Raw genomic sequence first — 17,176 nt, 5'->3', positions numbered from 1 at the left:
CGAACAGGCGGATGGCGGCAACGATGAAATGCGCGTGTCAGTGGTCACTGCAAGCCAGACGTTCATGGCGGACAATATCGAACGCCTGACCTTCCTCGGCAGCAACGCTTACACCGGTTGGGGCAACGCCAGCGACAACATCATCACCGGCGGCTCGGGCAATGACACGCTGTACGGTGGCGCAGGCGCCGACCAGTTCATCGGCGGTGCGGGTTATGACACTGTCGGGTATGCCGACAGCGCCGTGGCGATGATTATCAACCTGAAAACCAATGTCTATTCCGGTATCGGTGCCGGCGACACCTTCACAGGCATTGAGGTGATCAAAGGATCGAACTTCAACGATATAATCTACGGCGGTGCAGCTGCCATGGGGGTAGACGGTGGTGTCGGGCAAGATCTGATCAGTTACGAGTTTTCGGAGGCAGCGATCACAATCGACCTGACCAGCAATGCCAACACAGGAGATGCTGCGGGAGACACGTTCGTCAATATTGAGCTCATCCAGGGTAGCAACTTCGATGACACCTTTGCCGGTTCACGAGGCACCGATATTTTCATCGGTGGCTTGGGTGCGGATGTGATTGACGGTCGCGACGGCCAAGACACGGCCATGTATATCACCAGCACTCGCGCCGTAGACATTAACCTGTTGACCAACGTCAACCAGGGTGGCGATGCGCAAGGCGATGTATTGCACAATATCGAGCGTGTCGTAGGCAGTCACTTCGATGACAACCTGACCGGCAACGCCGGTGTCAATTACCTGGAAGGCGGTTTGGGCAACGACCTTATCTATGGTGGCGACGGCAACGATGCTTTGTATGGCGGGCTGGTTTCGTCGATCGGGCCGTTCAGTCTGGTTGGGCAAACCAATGGACCACAGGCCGACACACTTTATGGCGGTAATGGCAATGACACGATCGTCACTGCTGCCAACGATGTCGGCAGTCGAGCCTATGGCGAGGTCGGTGACGATGTCATCACTGTGACTCATGGCATGGCTGACGGTGGGGAGGGCAAGGATCTGTTGACCGGTACTGGCCTGGACTTCTCTTTGTCTGGTGGCGCTGGAGATGATCAGTTGGTGCTGAAGTCCATTGGTTTCGCCAACGGCGGCGAAGGAGATGACAGCTACATCATCGATACTTCAGCGCTGGTAACCATCCAGGATGACGGCGCGAGCCGCCAAGACAAACTGGTGCTGTCGTATATCGGCAGCTCAGAGCTGTTGGCCGATCGTGTCGGTGATGATCTGTATCTGCATCGATCGAGTTTTGCACCAGGTACAACGCCGCAGGAAGGTGTGCAGCTCAAGGGCTGGTTCGCCGGCTTCGATACCATTGAGCAAATTCAGACGGCGAACGGGCAAATTATCAATTTGCCAGCCAATAGCGACGGGTTTGCCATGTTTGGTTGATTTCTGAATCGAACACTGTCGATCCTCCAGCGGGGCTGAAGGTGTAGATATAGAGGGTGGACCTGATATTTATCATTCGGGTCTGCCCTTTTTTTACCTTGCAGCCCCTTCGACAGGGGACTCGCCGAGCTGGCGCGTTTCCTGCAAGTCCCCCTCAAATCGCCATAAAACGAGCGCTTGCGGTCATCGCCGCGGCGCCGCCAGCGGCAAAAGGTTTGGCCAGAAGGCGCGCGCCGCTCAAGAAAGCTCTGCGCAGCCCGGTGAAGAACAAGAGGGGAGACGATGAAGGCAGTAATTTTGGCGGGTGGCCTCGGCACGCGCATCAGTGAAGAGTCGCACCTCAAGCCCAAGCCGATGATCGAGATCGGCGGCAAGCCAATTCTCTGGCACATCATGAAGCAGTATTCCGCCCACGGAATCCACGACTTCGTGATTTGCCTGGGCTACAAGGGCTACGCGATCAAGGACTTCTTCGCCAATTACTTCCTGCACACCTCCGACGTCACGTTCAACATGCGCGAGAACCGCATGGACGTGCATCAGAATTACAGCGAGCCCTGGAGTGTCACCCTCATCGACACCGGCGAGGAAACCATGACCGGTGGCCGTCTGCTGCGTGCCGGCCGTTATCTGAAGGATGAAGAGGCGTTCTGCTTCACTTACGGCGACGGCGTTTCCGATTTGAACATTCGCCAGTTGGTCGAGTACCACAAGGCCCATGGCCGCCTGGCGACCGTGACGGCGGTGCAACCACCGGGTCGTTACGGCGCCCTGGAGCGCCAGGGTGATCAGGTCCTCGGTTTCACTGAAAAACCACGCGGTGACGGCGGCTGGATCAATGGCGGGTTTTTTGTCCTGTCGCCGAAAGTGTTGCCGTATATCGCGGGTGATGAAACCACCTGGGAGGCTGAGCCATTGGCACGGCTGGCCCAGGATGAACAGCTCAAGGCGTTCGAGCACGACGGCTTCTGGCAACCCATGGACACCCTGCGCGACAAAAACCACCTCGAAGCGCTGTGGCAGAGCGGGGAGGCCCCATGGAAGCAATGGGCCTGAGTGCGGATTTCTGGCGTGGCAAGCGCGTCCTGATTACCGGCCACACCGGTTTCAAAGGCAGCTGGCTGACCCTGTGGCTGCAAAGCCTCGGCGCGCACGTCAGCGGTTTCTCGCTGGATCCTTCGACCGAACCGAGCCTGTATGACCTGGCGCGAGTTCACGAAGGAATCAACGATCAGCGTGGCGACCTGCGCGATCTCGGCGCGTTGCTGGAGATCATCGCCGACACCGAGCCAGAGATCGTCCTGCACCTGGCCGCGCAGCCACTGGTGCGTGAAGGCTATCGCGACCCGCTGGGCACTTATTCCAGCAACGTCATGGGCACGCTGAACCTGCTCGAAGCGATCCGTCAGGTCGGTTGCGTGCGCGCCTGCGTGCTGGTGACCACCGACAAGGTCTACGCCAACAAGGAATGGCTGTGGCCGTACCGCGAGGACGAAGCGCTCGGCGGGCACGATCCTTACAGCAGCAGCAAGGCTTGCTGCGAACTGTTGGCGCAGTCTTATGCGGCGTCGTTCTTCCCGGCTGACAAGTACGCCGAGCACGGTCTGGCCCTGGCCACCGCGCGCGCCGGGAACGTTTTGGGTGGCGGTGATTTCGCCCCGGAGCGCCTGATTCCCGATGTGCTCAAGGCCTGGACTGCAGACGAGCCGGTGACCCTGCGTTACCCGCAAGCCGTACGCCCGTGGCAGCACGCGCTGGAACCGCTGGCCGGTTACCTGCAACTGGCTGCCGGCCTCTACGAACAAGGCCCGGAATACGCCGGGGCGTGGAACTTCGGCCCGGGCGAGGCGGACATGTGCAGCGTCGGCGAAGTGGTCGAGCTGCTCGCCAGTCGCTGGCCGCAGGCACGCGGTCTGCGCATCGAAAAAAGTGAATTGCACGAAGCTGGCCTGCTGCGCCTCGACAGTAGTCGCGCCCGTCAGGTGCTCGGCTGGCAGCCACGCTGGACCTTGCAGCAATGCCTGACCCAGACCCTCGACTGGCATCTGGCGTGGCAGAACGGCGATGACATGCGCACCGTGACCCTCGGCCAACTGAACCTGTACCGAGGCGCGCTGTGAGCGAGTTTTCCTTGAAACAATTGCCGCTGGCCGGACTGTTCAGCGTGCAGCACAAACGCTTCGAAGATCAGCGCGGGCATTTCGCCCGGCTGTTCTGCGAGGGCAGCCTGAGTGCGTTCGGCGCCGAGTTTCACATCCGCCAGATCAACCACTCCTGCACCCGCGAGAAGGGCAGTGTGCGCGGTCTGCATTACCAGAACGCCAACGCTCCGGAAGCCAAGCTGATCACTTGCCTGCGCGGTGAAGTGTGGGACGTGGCGGTGGATCTGCGTCCTGATTCCGCAACCTTTCTGCACTGGCACGCCGAGCACCTCAAGGCCGGCGACGGTCGCAGCCTGTTGATTCCGGCCGGGTTCGCCCACGGCTTCCAGACCCTGACCGACGACGCCGAACTGCTTTACCTGCACAGCGCCGATTACGCGCCGGAACATGAGGGCGGCTTGTCGGTGAATGATCCACGGCTGGCGATTGCCTGGCCGTTGTCTGTCAATAATTTGTCAGCGCGTGATTCCAGCCATCCCGCGCTCGATCAACACTTTGCTGGAGTGCGTCTATGAACTGCCGTGGGTGCGCCGCACCGCTGAGTCTGCCGCTGATCGACCTCGGCACCTCGCCGCCGTCCAACGCCTACGTGCACGCCGATCGGCTGGAACAGGCCGAGCAATGGGTGCCGCTCAAGGTCGCCGTGTGCCAGCAATGCTGGCTGGTGCAGACCGAGGACTACACCCGCGCCGACAGCCTGTTCGATGCCGAATACGCCTACTTCAGTTCGTTCTCCAGCACCTGGCTGGCCCACGCCGAGCGTTATGTCGCCGAGATGGTCGAGCGCTTTGCTCTGAACGCCGACAGCCGGGTGGTCGAAGTGGCGGCCAACGACGGCTACCTGCTGCAGTACGTCGCTGCTCGCGGCATTCCGTGCATGGGTGTCGAGCCGACCCGCAGCACCGCGCAAGCGGCGCGGGAAAAGGGTCTGCAGATTCGTGAAGTGTTTTTCGGTCGTGACAGCGCTGCGCAGTTGCACAGCGAAGGTTGGGGCGCCGACCTGATGGCCGCCAACAACGTGCTTGCGCATGTGCCGGACATCAACGATTTCCTTGGTGGTTTCGCCACGCTGCTCAAGCCGACCGGCGTCGCTACCTTCGAATTTCCGCAACTGCTGACGCTGATGGCCGGTGCGCAGTTCGACACGCTGTACCACGAGCACTATTCCTACCTGTCGCTGACTGCCGTGCAGACCCTGTGCGAGCGCAATGGTCTGGAAGTGTTCGACGTCAGTCAGTTGAGCACCCACGGCGGTTCGCTGCGGGTGTTCGTGCAGCGCCGGGATGGTGAGCGTCGTGCGGTGCAGCCGGCGGTGCAGCAACAACTGCAGGCCGAACTCGATGCCGGGGTGAAAACCCCTGAGTACTACGCGACCCTCGCGCCGGCAGCCGAACGCATCAAGCATGAACTGCTGCGCTTCCTGTTGCAGGCCAAGGCCGACGGCAAGCGTGTGGTCGGTTACGGCGCGGCGGCCAAGGGCAACACCTTGCTCAACTACGCCGGGGTCAAACCGGATCTGCTGGCCTGGGTGGCCGATGCCAACCCGCACAAGCAGGGCAAGTTTCTGCCGGGCAGTCGTATCCCGATTGTTGCGCCGGCGCAGATCGATATTGAACAACCGGATTACGTGCTGGTGCTGCCGTGGAACCTGCTGCACGAAGTCAGTCAGCAACTGGCGCAGGTGCGCCAGTGGGACGGGCGCTTCGTGATCGCCGTGCCTGAGATGAAAGTCCTGTGAACGTCCTGGTCACCGGGGCCACGGGTTTCGTCGGCCGGCATCTGGTCGCGGCGTTGCTCGCGCGTGGCTGCGCCGTTCGCGCGGTGGCACGCAATACAGATACGGCTGCGAGCATGCCATGGATCAATGACGTCGAATTCGTCGCGGCGGATATTCACGCGGCGGATCTGGACATTGCGGCGCTCACCAGCGGCATTGACGTCCTTGCGCACCTGGCCTGGCCGGGGCTGCCGAACTATCGGGCGCTGTTCCATTTCGAGCACAACCTGATGGCCGACTACCGCTTTATCAAAAGTGCGGTCGAGGCGGGTGTGAAGCAAGTGCTGGTGACCGGCACCTGCTTCGAGTACGGCATGCAAAGCGGCCCACTCAGCGAAAGCACCGCGCCCCAGCCGAGCAATCCTTACGGGTTGGCCAAGCACAGCTTGCACCTGTTTTTGCAGAACCTTGCGCAAGAACATCCGTTCACTTTGCAGTGGGCGCGCCTGTTCTATTTGCATGGCGAAGGGCAGAACCCCAACAGTCTGCTGGCAGCGCTGGACCGGGCGATCGATAGCGGCGACGCGTCATTCAACATATCTGGCGGCGAGCAGTTGCGCGACTTTTTGCCGATCGCCAGCGCCGCCGATTACCTCGCCGCGATCGTCCATCAGCGTGATTTCAATGGCGTGATCAATTGCGCCAGCGGCCAGGCGGTTTCGGTAAGAACCCTGGTCGAGCAACGCCTGCGTGAACGCGGTGCTTCGATCGATTTGAATCTGGGGCATTACCCCTATCCGACACACGAACCCATGGCGTTCTGGGCGGTGGTCGACCGTTTGCAACAGTTGCTCGAGGCGCAGCGAACCCATTGATGCGCTTCGACGCGAATGCCTTTTGGCAACGCGACTAACAAATGACTTTTCAGTGAGACCGGACAATGAGCGATAACGTAATCAAAGCTTTCGAGGCGGAGTGCCACGCCGAAGTCAATGCCCAGGGCCAGGACAAGGACCTGAAGGCGCTGGCCCAGGAGTTCTACAACCAGTCGGCCAGACACAAGTACACCTATCACTTCTCGTGGATGGGCCGTCCGATCATTCAATTGCCACAAGACATGATGGCGATGCAGGAACTGATCTGGCGCATCAAGCCTGACCTGGTGATCGAGTGTGGCATTGCCCATGGCGGTTCGATCATTTACTACGCCTCGTTGCTGGAGCTGCAGGGCCACGGCGAAGTGCTGGGTATCGATCGCGACATTCGTGCGCACAACCGCGAAGCCATCGAAAGCCACCCGATGATCAAGCGCATCAGCATGATCGAAGGCTCCAGCCTGGATCCGGCAGTGGTGGAGCAAGTGCGTCAGGCCGCCGCCGGCAAGAAGGTGATCGTGGTGCTCGACTCCAACCATACCCACGAACACGTCCTCGAAGAGCTGCGTTTGTATGCGCCACTGGTTTCGCTGGACAGCTACTGCGTGGTCATGGACACCGTGGTTGAAGACATGCCGGCCGATGCCTTCCCGGATCGTCCATGGGGCCCGGGTGACAACCCGAAAACAGCGGTCTGGGCCTACCTCAAGGAGAACGCTGATTTCGAGATCGACCAGCACATGCAGGACAAGCTGCTGATCACCGTTGCTGCGGATGGCTATCTGCGTCGGGTTCGTTAATCGGTTCCATCATCAAAGCGTTTTTCGGGCGGTTTCGCCGATTGTGGGAGAAGTTATGCAAGGCAAGTACGGTACTGAAAACAGGCTGCCATTGAGCGAGTTGCTGACGGTGGTTCTGATCACCCACAACCGCCCGGCTTTTTTGCGTCGAGCGCTGCAGTACTACAGCAGCCTGCCTTGCAAGGTGCTGGTGCTGGACTCTTCTCCCGAGCGCCCGGAAGGTGACTTTTCCTCGGTCGATTATCAGCACCTGCCGCAATTCGCCTATTGGGGCATGCAGGCCAAACTGACCTATGGCGTCGAGCAGTTGACCACACCATATATGGTGTTCGCTGCCGACGACGATTTCATCCTGCATGAGTCACTGGCCGAATCGGTGAGCTTCCTTGAAGCCAACCGCGACTACGGTTTGTGCCACGGCTATTGCCTGATGTACCTGGCGCTGGCCGGGAGTGTCAGTTACTACCGCCGCGACAAGAAAATCTGTGAAGACTACGCCTCGGAACGTGCCGAGGATCGCGTCCTCGACTTCATGCATCAGTACGTACCGCCGTTCTATGGTGTGTGCCGAACCTCGATCATCCAGGACTGGTATGCGGCATTGCCGGCGGGCACCAGTTTCGAATGGCAGGAGATTGGTCACAGCTACTACTTGCTGGCGAACGCCAAGGCGCGCGTGCTGCCGATCCCGTATGTCGTGCGTGAAATCAACGTCGGTTTCTCCGACCACAACACCGAGGTGTATCACGCGCTGTCGTACACCGATGCCAAGTCGGTGGCCGAGCGTGAAGCTTTCGCCGAGTTCCTCGCCTCGCTGCCGACGGGGATCACCGACCTCGACCAGGCGCAGCGCAAGGCGTTCGCCCTGGAAAGCTTCGCGGCGATGACCGATAGCCTGGTGACCGGTCGCGCACTGACGGCCGAGCTGATTTTCCAGTCCATCTGGAACAACGTATCCAAAACCCCGGAGCGCCGCTTCGGGCCACTGCAGTACGTCGAGATGCCGTTCTACAACCAGCGCTTTTTTGATTTGCTGGCCGAGTTTGAATTCCTGTTGCACGCGATGCCGGCCGGCCGTGTGCAACTGGAGCAGCTCGAAGGTGTCTGGACCCGCCAGGAATACCTGCAGCAGGCCCGCAATAACGATACCCCGGAAAGTGTGCTCGACCGGTTGTGGCAGGCCCACGACAGCAATGCGTTCAACCGTCGTGTGGTCAAGCGTCTGGTCGAGCAACTGCAGGCGTCCGGCGATGACACACAAGCTCAGGAAATGGCCGCCTGGGACGCGCGTCTCGAGACGGTGTCGAAGGCCGATCACTACCCGGTCTTCAGCAGGATGCGTTCGGGTCGTTTGCTCGAATGGCTGGCGTGCCGTACGCCGGACGCCGAGCAGCGGGCGTTGATTGCCGCGCACCTGGCGGCGAACAACGGCGGGCCACAGTTCGGCATTTTCCTGCTGGACCTGGACAACGACGTCGACAAGTTGCAAGTGACTCTCGACAGCCTGGTTGAAGGCCACAGTAAAGCCTTCAAGATCGTGGTCTTCACCACGGGCGAACCGCAGGCTGCGACCACGGCGCAGAACACCTTGCACTTTGTCCGCGTCACCCCGGGCAATTTCGTCGACAAGCTCAACCTGAGTGCGGCCCAGTCGCCATGCGACTGGCTGCTGTTGGCACAAGTGGGCGATGAGTTCACGGCGGGTGGTCTGTTGCGCGCCGGCCTGGAATTGATGTCGGCCTCTGGTCTTCGCGCGGTCGCCACCGATGAAATCCAGCGCAATGAAGAGGGCGCGCTGATCGACGTGTTCCGCCCCGGCTTCAATCTCGACTTGCTGCAGAGCAACCCGTCGTTGATGGCCCGGCATTGGCTGATTCGTCGTGACGTGTTTCTTGAGGCGGGCGGTTACCAGGCTGATTTCAGCAAGGCGCTGGAGTTCGACCTGTTGTTGCGTCTGATCGAGCAGGGCGGTCTCGAGGGGCTGGCGCATCTTGACGAGCCACTGCTGATTACCCAGGTTCCGGCGCAGGAAGAGGTGGCCCACGAGCGTCAGGCGCTGCTGCGTCATTTGACCCATCGCGGCTACAAGGCCAAGGTCACGTCGTCGCTGCCGGGGACCTGGCAAGTCGATTATCGCCATACCGAACAGCCGCTGGTGTCGATCATTGTACCGGCCATCGACGATCTGCCGGCGCTGCGTCGCTGCGTGGAAGGCGTGTTGCTCAGAACCCGTTACAGCCGTTATGAAGTACTGATTGCGGCCAATCCGAATCAGTCGGCCGAGGTCAATGACTGGCTGGGCGCGCTGCGTAATCCTAAAGTCAATGTGCTGCGTGCCGATCAGCCGCTCGGCGAGACGGCGTTGTACAACGCCGCCAGCGAACAGGCGCAGGGGGAATACCTGGTACTGCTGGCCACTGACAGCGAAATCGTCAATCCGAACTGGATCGATTCGTTGCTCAACCATGCTCAGCGGCCGGAGGTCGGTATCGTCGGTGCCAAACTGGTCGACCGCGACGGCAAGGTTTCTCAGGCCGGTTTGATTCTCGGGATGAACGGCGGCGTCGGCTCGGCCTTCATCGGCGAAAAACATGCGGCTGCGGGTTACATGCAGCGTCTGGCGGTCGAGCAGAACTACTCGGCGGTGTCGAAGGTGTGTCTGATGGTGCGCAAAGAGTTGTTCGACGCACTGGGCGGTCTGGACGAAGTCGATTTCGCCAGCGGTTTCAGCGATGTCGACCTGTGCCTCAAGGCCGGGCAGGCGGGCTACCTCATCGTATGGACGCCGTCGGTGCAGGTACTGCATACCGGCGAGCTGCCGCAAGCACCCGAGGCGCTGCAGGCTTTGCGGGAGAAATGGAGCGGCGCCTTCGCGCAGGATCCGGCTTACAACGCGAACCTGGCCCTCACCGGCAAAGGTTTTACGCTGGCTGAAAATACCTCGATCGACTGGTCGCAGTTACTCGCTTGAGTCCGTCGGACAAGGAACAGGAATCAGCACATGTTCAACGGTAAATCGATCTTCATCTCCGGCGGCACCGGCTCGTTCGGGCGCAAGTTCATCGCCCGTCTGCTTGAGCAATACCAGCCCAAGCGCGTGGTGGTGTTCTCCCGCGATGAACTCAAGCAATACGAAATGCAGCAGACGTTCAACGCGCCGTGCATGCGTTACTTCCTCGGTGACGTGCGCGACGCCGACCGTCTGCGGCAGGCCATGCGCGGCATCGACTACGTGGTGCACGCGGCGGCGCTCAAGCAGGTGCCGGCGGCGGAGTACAACCCGACCGAGTGCATCCGCACCAACGTCAATGGCGCGGAGAACATCATCGCCGCCGCCATCGACAACGGCGTGAAAAAGGTCGTGGCGCTATCCACCGACAAGGCCGCCAGCCCGATCAACCTGTACGGCGCGACCAAGCTGCTGTCGGACAAACTGTTCGTCGCCGCCAACAACATTGCCGGCGAACAACAAACGCGTTTTGCCGTGGTGCGCTACGGCAACGTGGCGGGCTCGCGGGGGTCGGTGGTGCCGTTCTTCAGCAAGCTGATCGCCGACGGCGCGCAGGAGTTGCCGATCACCGACGAGCGCATGACCCGCTTCTGGATCACCCTCGATCACGGCGTACAGTTTGTTCTCGACAGCTTTGCGCGGATGCACGGCGGCGAAGTGTTCGTGCCGAAGATCCCGTCGATTCGCATCGTCGATCTGGCGCGGGGCATGGCCGAACATCTGCCGCACAAGAACGTCGGTATTCGTCCCGGTGAAAAACTGCATGAACTGATGGTGCCGCTGGACGATGCGCGGATGACCCTGGAGTTCGCAGACCACTACACCATCCAGCCTTCCATCCGCTTTACCAGCGTCGATGTCGATTTTTCCGTGGACAAGCTTGGCGAACGTGGCCGGCCGGTAAGTGAGGATTTCGAATACCGCTCCGACACCAATCCGCACTACCTCTCGGTCGGGCAGATCGCCGAGCTGCACGCGAAATTGTCGGCATGATTCCCTACGGTCGGCAGAGCGTTGATCAGGCGGACATCGATGCAGTGGTCGAGGTTTTGCAATCGGACTGGCTGACTCAAGGCCCGACCATCGAGCGTTTCGAGCAGGCAATGACCGAACGTTGCCAGGCCGACTTCGCCGTGGCGGTGTGCAACGCCACCGCGGCGCTGCACATTGCCTGCCTCGCGGCCGGTCTTGGCCCGGGCGATCGCTTGTGGACCACGCCGAACACTTTTCTGGCTTCGGCCAATTGCGGGCGTTATTGCGGCGCCGACGTCGATTTCGTCGACATCGATCCGCTGACCTGGAACCTCGATGCCTTCGCCCTCGCGGCGAAACTCGATCAGGCCGAGCAGCACGGCACGTTGCCGAAAGTACTGGTGGCGGTGGCGTTCTCCGGGCAGAGCTGCGACCTGCGCAAGATTGCCGAACTCGCCGAGCGCTACAATTTCACCGTGATCGAAGATGCCTCGCACGCAGTGGGCGCCAGCTACGCCGGGCGCCCGGTGGGTTGCGGGGAATTTGCGGCGATGACCGTGTTCAGTTTTCACCCGGTGAAGATCATCACCAGTGCCGAAGGCGGCATGGTCCTGACCAATCGCCCGCAACTGGCGGAGCGTCTGCAACGCCTGCGCAGCCACGGCATGACCCGCGATCCGCAGCAGATGAGCGAACCCAGCCACGGCCCGTGGTATTACCAGCAGATCGAACTGGGCTTCAATTACCGGATCACCGATTTGCAGGCGGCGCTCGGTCTGTCGCAATTGGCCAAACTGGACGCCTTCATCGCCCGTCGCCGCGAACTGGCGGCGCGCTACGAGCGGTTGCTGGCGTATCTGCCGCTGACCTTGCCCAGCGCGCAGCCGGAGGCAGAATCGGCGTGGCATCTGTATGTAGTGCGCCTGCAGACCGAGCGCATCGGCCTGAGCCACCGTCAGGTGTTCGAAGGCTTGCGTGCCGCCGGCATCGGCGTGAACCTGCACTATATTCCTGTGCATTTGCAGCCGTACTATCGCGACCTGGGTTTTGCCGAAGGTGACTTCCCCGAAGCCGAGCGTTATTACGCCGAGGCGATCAGCCTGCCGCTGTACCCGTTGCTCAGCGATGAGCAACAGGATCATGTGGTCGAGCAATTGCGCCGGCTGACCGAATAAATTCCGCTGCGGCGGCGAATGAGACTGTGCAATGCGTGATCTGAGTGAGCAGGAAAAATTCTGGCAGGGCGATTTCGGCAACCAGTACGTCGATCGCAACGTCGGTCAGCCGCTGGTCGCGGCCAACCTGGCGTTGTTCGCCAAGGCCCTGAGCCGCGCCGGGCGTATCGACAGTGTGGTTGAGCTGGGCACCAATGCCGGCAACAACCTGCAGGCGCTGCGTCAACTGCTGCCGCACAGTGAATTGTTCGGCGTCGAGATCAATGAAAACGCCTGTGCTCAGGCGCGGGCACTGGGCATCGCACAGATCTGGCACGGCTCGCTATTCGACTTCCCCCGCGAGCGCAGCTACGACCTGACCCTGAGCAAAGGCGTGCTGATCCATCTGGCGCCGGAGCTGCTGCCGACTGCCTACGCGCAGTTGTATGCGTTGAGCCAGCGCTACATTCTGATCGCCGAATACTACAATCCGGCGCCGGTGGAAGTGTCCTATCGCGGCAACAGCGGCAAGCTGTTCAAGCGCGATTTCGCCGGGGAAATGCTCGACCGGTATGCCGATCTGCACTTGCTCGATTACGGTTTTGGTTATCACCGTGATCCGCAATTTCCGGTGGACGACATCACCTGGTTCCTGCTGGAAAAACGTCCTTGAACAGCGTCGCAATCATTCCGGCCCGTGGCGGCAGCAAGCGCATCCCGCGCAAGAACCTGTTGCCGTTCGACGGCGTGCCGATGATTGTCCGCTCGATCCGTACGGCGCTCGACAGTGGCCTGTTCGAACAGGTCGTGGTCAGTACCGATGACACCGAAATTGCCGAGCTGGCGCTGGCCCATGGTGCGCAAGTGCCGTTCCTGCGCCCGGCTGAACTGGCGGATGATTTCACCGGCACCGCTGCGGTGATCGAGCATGCCTTGCAGCAACTGCCGGCCTTCGATTACGCCTGCTGCGTGTATGCCACCGCACCGTTGTTGCAGGCGCGCTTTCTGCGGCAAGGATTTGAGCTGCTGCAGCAGCACCCGGACAAAGCCTTTGCGTTCTCCGTGTGCAGCTTTGGTTTCCCGGTGCAGCGGGCGCTGACGCTGGACGGGCAGGGCGCATTGACCGCTTTGTACCCGGAGTTCCGCAACACCCGCTCGCAAGATCTGCCTGAAGCTTTTCAGGACGCTGGCCAGTTCTACTGGGGCCGCAGCGAAGCGTGGTTGCGCGGTGAAGTGTTGTATTCAAGCGCCAGCCTGCCGGTGATTCTGCCGCGGCATCTGGTGCAGGACATCGACACGTTGCAAGACTGGAAACGCGCCGAATACCTCTACGCCGCGCTCAAGGCCGGCGGAGAACTGCAATGAGAGTGCTGATCCGCGCTGACGCTTCGCCGACCATCGGCAGTGGCCACATTGCCCGCTGCCTGACGCTGGCGCGAGTGCTGCGCAAACAGGGCAGCCATGTCGCGTTTGCCTGCCGCCGGTTGCCGGGGCATCGGTTCGATGCCTTGGCCGCCGAAGGTTTCGAGACCTTCACCTTGCCTGACGTCTACCCCGACGAAGACCCGCAGCAAGCCATCGAATCGATGCTGCCGTGGCAGGCGGACATCGAGGCGCTGGACGCCTTGCTGGCAGGTCACGCCGCATTCGACTGGATCATCGCCGACCACTACGGCCTTGACCATCAGTGGCAGACCGCCGCGCGCCGCTGGGCGCCTCGGATCGCGGCGGTGGACGATCTTGCCACCCGCCGTTACAGCGTTGATCTGCTGCTCAATCAGAACCTGTCCGGTCTCAGCGCAAACTATGCGCCGCTGCTGCCCGAAGGCTGCCGCACCTTGCTCGGGCCGCGTTACGCCATGTTGCGCGAAGAATTCGTCTGCCCGGCCAACGAGATCAAACCAAGGGCCCGCCGGGTGCTGGTGAATTTCGGTGGTTTCGACGCGGCGATGCAGACCCATCATGCGATGTTGGCCCTGAAGGACTTCACCGAACTGGAAGTGGATTTCGTCGCCGGCGCAGACAACCCGGCATGGACCCAAATGCAGGCGCTGGCCGCAACCCGGCCGCACTGGCGCCTGCACAGTTTCGTCAGCGATTTCCAGCAACGCATGACCGCGGCCGATCTGTTTATCGGCGCCGGTGGCGGCACCAGTTGGGAGCGCGCGGCGCTGGGCCTGCCGACGATCTGCATCGCGGTCTCGAACAATCAGCAGGCCAACGGCGAAGTGATGGCGGCAACGGGGGCGCATGTGTTCATGGGTGCTCGCGAGCAGGTCAGCGTCGAACAACTGCGCGACGCCATCGGTTTTGTCGTCGACAATGTCTATCTGCGCCAAAGCCTGGCCGAGCGCTCACGGCAACTGGTCGACGGGCGCGGTGCGTTGCGCGTGGCGGCGGCGCTGGGCGGTGCGGTGCTCAAGCTGCGCCTGGCGACCCTCGATGATGCGCAATTGCTGTTCGACGGGCGCAATGCCGAGGCGGTACGGCGCTGGTCACTGGACACCGCTGCAATCGAGTGGCCGCAGCACCTGAACTGGCTGAAGGCAAGCCTGCACAATCCGCAGCGCCTGCTGTTGATTGCCGAGGCTGATGACGGCGCGGTCGGCGTCTTGCGTTATGACTTGCGTGGATTCGAGGCTGAAGTGTCGCTGTATCTGCTGCACGGGCGTTTCGGTCTGGGTTGGGGCAGGGCGCTGCTGGCCCGAGGCGAGGCGTTCGTCCGCGAGCACTGGCCGCAGATGACCGCCATCACCGCTCAGGTGCTGCCGGGCAATCGCCCCTCTTTGAATGTGTTTCGTGACGCCGGATTCACCCAGAGTGCCTGCGCGTTCACCCAGGTTTTGAAGGATCACCGCGATGAGTAGTTTCAAGATTGGCGAGCGTCTGATCGGTGCCGATGCGCCGCCATTCATCATTGCCGAGATGAGCGGCAACCATAACCAGTCGCTGGAGGTGGCCCTGCAGATCGTCGAGGCCGCCGCCAAGACTGGCGCGCACGCCTTGAAGTTGCAGACTTACACCGCGCAGACCATGACTCTGGATCTGGCCGAGGGCGAGTTTTTCATCAAGGACCCGAACAGTTTGTGGGCCGGCACGTCGCTGTACGACTTGTATGAGAAGGCCCACACGCCGTGGGAGTGGCACGCACCGATTTTCGCCCGGGCCAAAGCGTTGGGCATGCTCGCGTTCTCGACGCCGTTCGATGACACGGCGGTGGACTTTCTCGAAAGCCTTGATGTGCCGGCCTACAAGATCGCCAGTTTCGAAAACACCGACCTGCCGTTGATCCGCCGTGTGGCCGCGACCGGCAAACCGCTGATCATCTCCACCGGCATGGCCAGCATCGCCGAACTCGACGAAACCGTGCGCGCCGCCCGTGAGGCGGGGTGCAAGGATCTGGTACTGCTCAAATGCACCAGCACTTACCCGGCAACCCCGCTCAACAGCAATGTGCGCACGATCCCGCACCTGCGTGAACTGTTCGGTTGCGAGGTGGGGCTGTCCGATCACTCCATGGGGGTTGGCGTGTCCGTGGCCGCTGTGGCACTCGGCGCGACGGTGGTGGAAAAGCACTTTACCCTCGACCGTTCGGCGGGCGGGGTCGATGCCAGTTTCTCGCTGGAGCCTGCGGAGCTGGCCAGTCTGGTGGTGGAAACCGAACGCGCCTGGCAGGCCATGGGCCAGGTGCATTACGGCGTCACCGAGGCCGAGCGCAAGTCGCTGGTCTATCGCCGTTCGCTGTACGTCACTGCCGACATGGCGGCCGGTGAGCCCTTTTCCGGGGACAATCTGCGCGCCATTCGCCCGGGTCTCGGTCTGCCGCCCAAGCACACCGATGCCGTCCTCGGTCGCCGCGCTCGTCAGGCGATCAAACGTGGCACGCCACTGGACTGGTCGTTGGTCGAATAACCCGATCTGCAACCGATTCGGCAAAATAGCGTGACCTGCGAGTCATAACGCGCATCTTCACTGTATTGTATTGACCGGGGAGATGGCGCCTGGCCGTGTAATCGGTTCCAGTGATAGCCCTTTGCGCTCCCCGTGGCTGCCCTTTGTGGCGGCCGTTTTCTGTTTGTCGGCGCCCCTCGAATCCTTGCGAGCGGTGGTTTTGGGCTGTTTTTTATTGGGAAGCCGTAATGATTGGCATAAAAAGCATTGCGAGCTACGTTCCTGTAGCCGGCGTGGACAATTACGCACAAGGTGCAAAATTCGAGAAGGATGAAGAATTCATCCTCGGCAAAATCGGTTCGGCCTTCCTGCCGCGCAAAGACGCTGAACAGGAAACCTCCGATCTGTGCGTGGAAGCGGCCAATGCGCTGTTTGCCAGCAACCCTGAACTGAAGCGTGAATCGATCGACGCACTGATCGTCGTCACCCAGAACGGTGACGAAGAAGGCCTGCCGCACACCGCTGCCATCGTTCAGGACAAACTCGGTCTGCCGACCAATGTCGCGGCGTTCGATATTTCCCTGGGCTGCTCCGGTTACGTCTACGGCATCTACGCGATCAAGGGCTTCATGGAAGCCGCCGGCCTGAAGAACGGCCTGCTGATCACCGCTGACCCGTATTCGAAAATCGTCGACCCGGAAGACCGCAACACCACCATGCTCTTCGGCGATGCCGCCACCGCCACCTGGATGGGCGAAGACCCGGCCTGGGCACTGGGCAAGGCCAAGTTCGGCACCGACGGTTCCGGCGCACCGCACCTGAAAGTCACCGATGGCGTGTTCTTCATGAACGGGCGTCAGGTGTTCAACTTCGCGCTGCTCAAAGTCCCGGCGCACTTGCACGAATTGCTCGACGACTCCGGCCTCAACGCTGACGACATCGACGCCTTCTGCATTCACCAGGGCAGTGCGGCGATTGTCGATGCGGTGGCGCGGCGTTTCGAAGGCGAGCCGGAGAAGTTCATCAAGGACATGGTCGAGACCGGCAACACCGTATCGTCGAGCATTCCATTGCTGCTGGAAAAACACGTACTCGATTCCGATTGGCAGCGCATTGCCCTGAGCGGGTTCGGCGTTGGTCTGTCGTGGGGCTCGGCGATCATCTATCGCCCTTGA

Annotated in this window: 15 protein-coding genes; all 15 read left to right on the top strand. The window is 61.2% G+C overall.

Translation table 11 applies throughout. The features are described 5' to 3' along the window. Positions 1-1,420: calcium-binding protein (locus ACIP8I_RS15205; protein WP_400762116.1), on the top strand; the 1,420-nt coding region annotated here is incomplete at its 5' end. A gap of 282 nt (positions 1,421-1,702) precedes the next feature. Next, positions 1,703-2,476 (top strand): glucose-1-phosphate cytidylyltransferase, encoded by a 774-nt coding sequence (rfbF, locus tag ACIP8I_RS15200; RefSeq protein ID WP_007966191.1) that lies wholly within the window; start codon positions 1,703-1,705, stop codon positions 2,474-2,476. Then, positions 2,458-3,540, top strand: a complete 1,083-nt coding sequence (gene rfbG / locus ACIP8I_RS15195; RefSeq protein ID WP_400762114.1) for a CDP-glucose 4,6-dehydratase — start codon at positions 2,458-2,460, stop codon at positions 3,538-3,540. Before rfbF ends, rfbG begins: the two co-directional genes overlap by 19 nt. Continuing rightward, on the top strand, positions 3,537-4,097 hold the full coding sequence (gene rfbC / locus ACIP8I_RS15190) for a dTDP-4-dehydrorhamnose 3,5-epimerase (RefSeq protein WP_400762112.1): 561 nt from the start codon (positions 3,537-3,539) through the stop codon (positions 4,095-4,097). Before rfbG ends, rfbC begins: the two co-directional genes overlap by 4 nt. After that, positions 4,094-5,320 carry a methyltransferase domain-containing protein gene (locus ACIP8I_RS15185; protein ID WP_400762110.1) on the top strand — a complete coding sequence of 409 codons (1,227 nt, stop codon included), beginning with the start codon at positions 4,094-4,096 and terminating at the stop codon, positions 5,318-5,320. Before rfbC ends, ACIP8I_RS15185 begins: the two co-directional genes overlap by 4 nt. Beyond that, complete coding sequence (locus ACIP8I_RS15180) at positions 5,317-6,174, top strand: NAD-dependent epimerase/dehydratase family protein (protein ID WP_400762109.1); 858 nt, start codon at positions 5,317-5,319, stop codon at positions 6,172-6,174. Before ACIP8I_RS15185 ends, ACIP8I_RS15180 begins: the two co-directional genes overlap by 4 nt. Positions 6,175-6,239: 65 nt before the next feature. After that, positions 6,240-6,974 carry a cephalosporin hydroxylase family protein gene (locus ACIP8I_RS15175; protein ID WP_367083816.1) on the top strand — a complete coding sequence of 245 codons (735 nt, stop codon included), beginning with the start codon at positions 6,240-6,242 and terminating at the stop codon, positions 6,972-6,974. Positions 6,975-7,029: 55 nt separating this feature from the next. Then, a complete protein-coding gene (locus ACIP8I_RS15170) occupies positions 7,030-9,945 on the top strand; it encodes a TIGR00180 family glycosyltransferase (protein ID WP_400762107.1) in 2,916 nt (971 codons plus the stop codon). Between the two features lie 30 nt (positions 9,946-9,975). Further along, positions 9,976-10,977: a UDP-N-acetylglucosamine 4,6-dehydratase (inverting) gene (pseB, locus tag ACIP8I_RS15165; RefSeq protein WP_400762105.1), complete on the top strand. Its 1,002-nt coding sequence runs from the start codon at positions 9,976-9,978 to the stop codon at positions 10,975-10,977. Beyond that, positions 10,974-12,131 (top strand): UDP-4-amino-4,6-dideoxy-N-acetyl-beta-L-altrosamine transaminase, encoded by a 1,158-nt coding sequence (gene pseC / locus ACIP8I_RS15160; RefSeq protein ID WP_400762103.1) that lies wholly within the window; start codon positions 10,974-10,976, stop codon positions 12,129-12,131. The genes pseB and pseC overlap by 4 nt, the downstream gene beginning before the upstream one ends. Before the next feature lie 31 nt (positions 12,132-12,162). After that, positions 12,163-12,783 (top strand): pseudaminic acid biosynthesis-associated methylase, encoded by a 621-nt coding sequence (locus tag ACIP8I_RS15155; protein ID WP_400762101.1) that lies wholly within the window; start codon positions 12,163-12,165, stop codon positions 12,781-12,783. Next, entirely contained in the window at positions 12,780-13,475 is a 696-nt protein-coding gene (gene pseF / locus ACIP8I_RS15150; RefSeq protein WP_400762099.1) for a pseudaminic acid cytidylyltransferase, read from the top strand. Before ACIP8I_RS15155 ends, pseF begins: the two co-directional genes overlap by 4 nt. After that, the gene (gene pseG / locus ACIP8I_RS15145; RefSeq protein ID WP_400762097.1) at positions 13,472-14,977 is read left to right on the top strand and encodes a UDP-2,4-diacetamido-2,4,6-trideoxy-beta-L-altropyranose hydrolase; all 1,506 of its coding nucleotides are present in this window, start codon (positions 13,472-13,474) and stop codon (positions 14,975-14,977) included. The genes pseF and pseG overlap by 4 nt, the downstream gene beginning before the upstream one ends. Further along, on the top strand, positions 14,970-16,022 hold the full coding sequence (gene pseI, locus ACIP8I_RS15140; protein ID WP_400762096.1) for a pseudaminic acid synthase: 1,053 nt from the start codon (positions 14,970-14,972) through the stop codon (positions 16,020-16,022). The genes pseG and pseI overlap by 8 nt, the downstream gene beginning before the upstream one ends. Positions 16,023-16,249: 227 nt before the next feature. After that, positions 16,250-17,176, top strand: a complete 927-nt coding sequence (locus tag ACIP8I_RS15135) for a ketoacyl-ACP synthase III (protein WP_400762094.1) — start codon at positions 16,250-16,252, stop codon at positions 17,174-17,176.

Source organism: Pseudomonas sp. NPDC088414, from assembly GCF_044753325.1.
Lineage (GTDB): Bacteria > Pseudomonadota > Gammaproteobacteria > Pseudomonadales > Pseudomonadaceae > Aquipseudomonas.
Note: the sequence above shows the minus strand (reverse complement) of the source record. Positions and strands in the feature narration are given on the sequence as shown.

Coding starts and splice junctions, on each gene's coding strand:
- rfbF (WP_007966191.1), top strand. CDS start 1,703: ATGAAGGCAGTAATTTTGGCGGGTGGCCTCGGCACGCGCATCAGTGAA.
- rfbG (WP_400762114.1), top strand. CDS start 2,458: ATGGAAGCAATGGGCCTGAGTGCGGATTTCTGGCGTGGCAAGCGCGTC.
- ACIP8I_RS15185 (WP_400762110.1), top strand. CDS start 4,094: ATGAACTGCCGTGGGTGCGCCGCACCGCTGAGTCTGCCGCTGATCGAC.
- ACIP8I_RS15175 (WP_367083816.1), top strand. CDS start 6,240: ATGAGCGATAACGTAATCAAAGCTTTCGAGGCGGAGTGCCACGCCGAA.
- ACIP8I_RS15170 (WP_400762107.1), top strand. CDS start 7,030: ATGCAAGGCAAGTACGGTACTGAAAACAGGCTGCCATTGAGCGAGTTG.
- pseB (WP_400762105.1), top strand. CDS start 9,976: ATGTTCAACGGTAAATCGATCTTCATCTCCGGCGGCACCGGCTCGTTC.
- pseC (WP_400762103.1), top strand. CDS start 10,974: ATGATTCCCTACGGTCGGCAGAGCGTTGATCAGGCGGACATCGATGCA.
- ACIP8I_RS15155 (WP_400762101.1), top strand. CDS start 12,163: ATGCGTGATCTGAGTGAGCAGGAAAAATTCTGGCAGGGCGATTTCGGC.
- pseG (WP_400762097.1), top strand. CDS start 13,472: ATGAGAGTGCTGATCCGCGCTGACGCTTCGCCGACCATCGGCAGTGGC.
- pseI (WP_400762096.1), top strand. CDS start 14,970: ATGAGTAGTTTCAAGATTGGCGAGCGTCTGATCGGTGCCGATGCGCCG.
- ACIP8I_RS15135 (WP_400762094.1), top strand. CDS start 16,250: ATGATTGGCATAAAAAGCATTGCGAGCTACGTTCCTGTAGCCGGCGTG.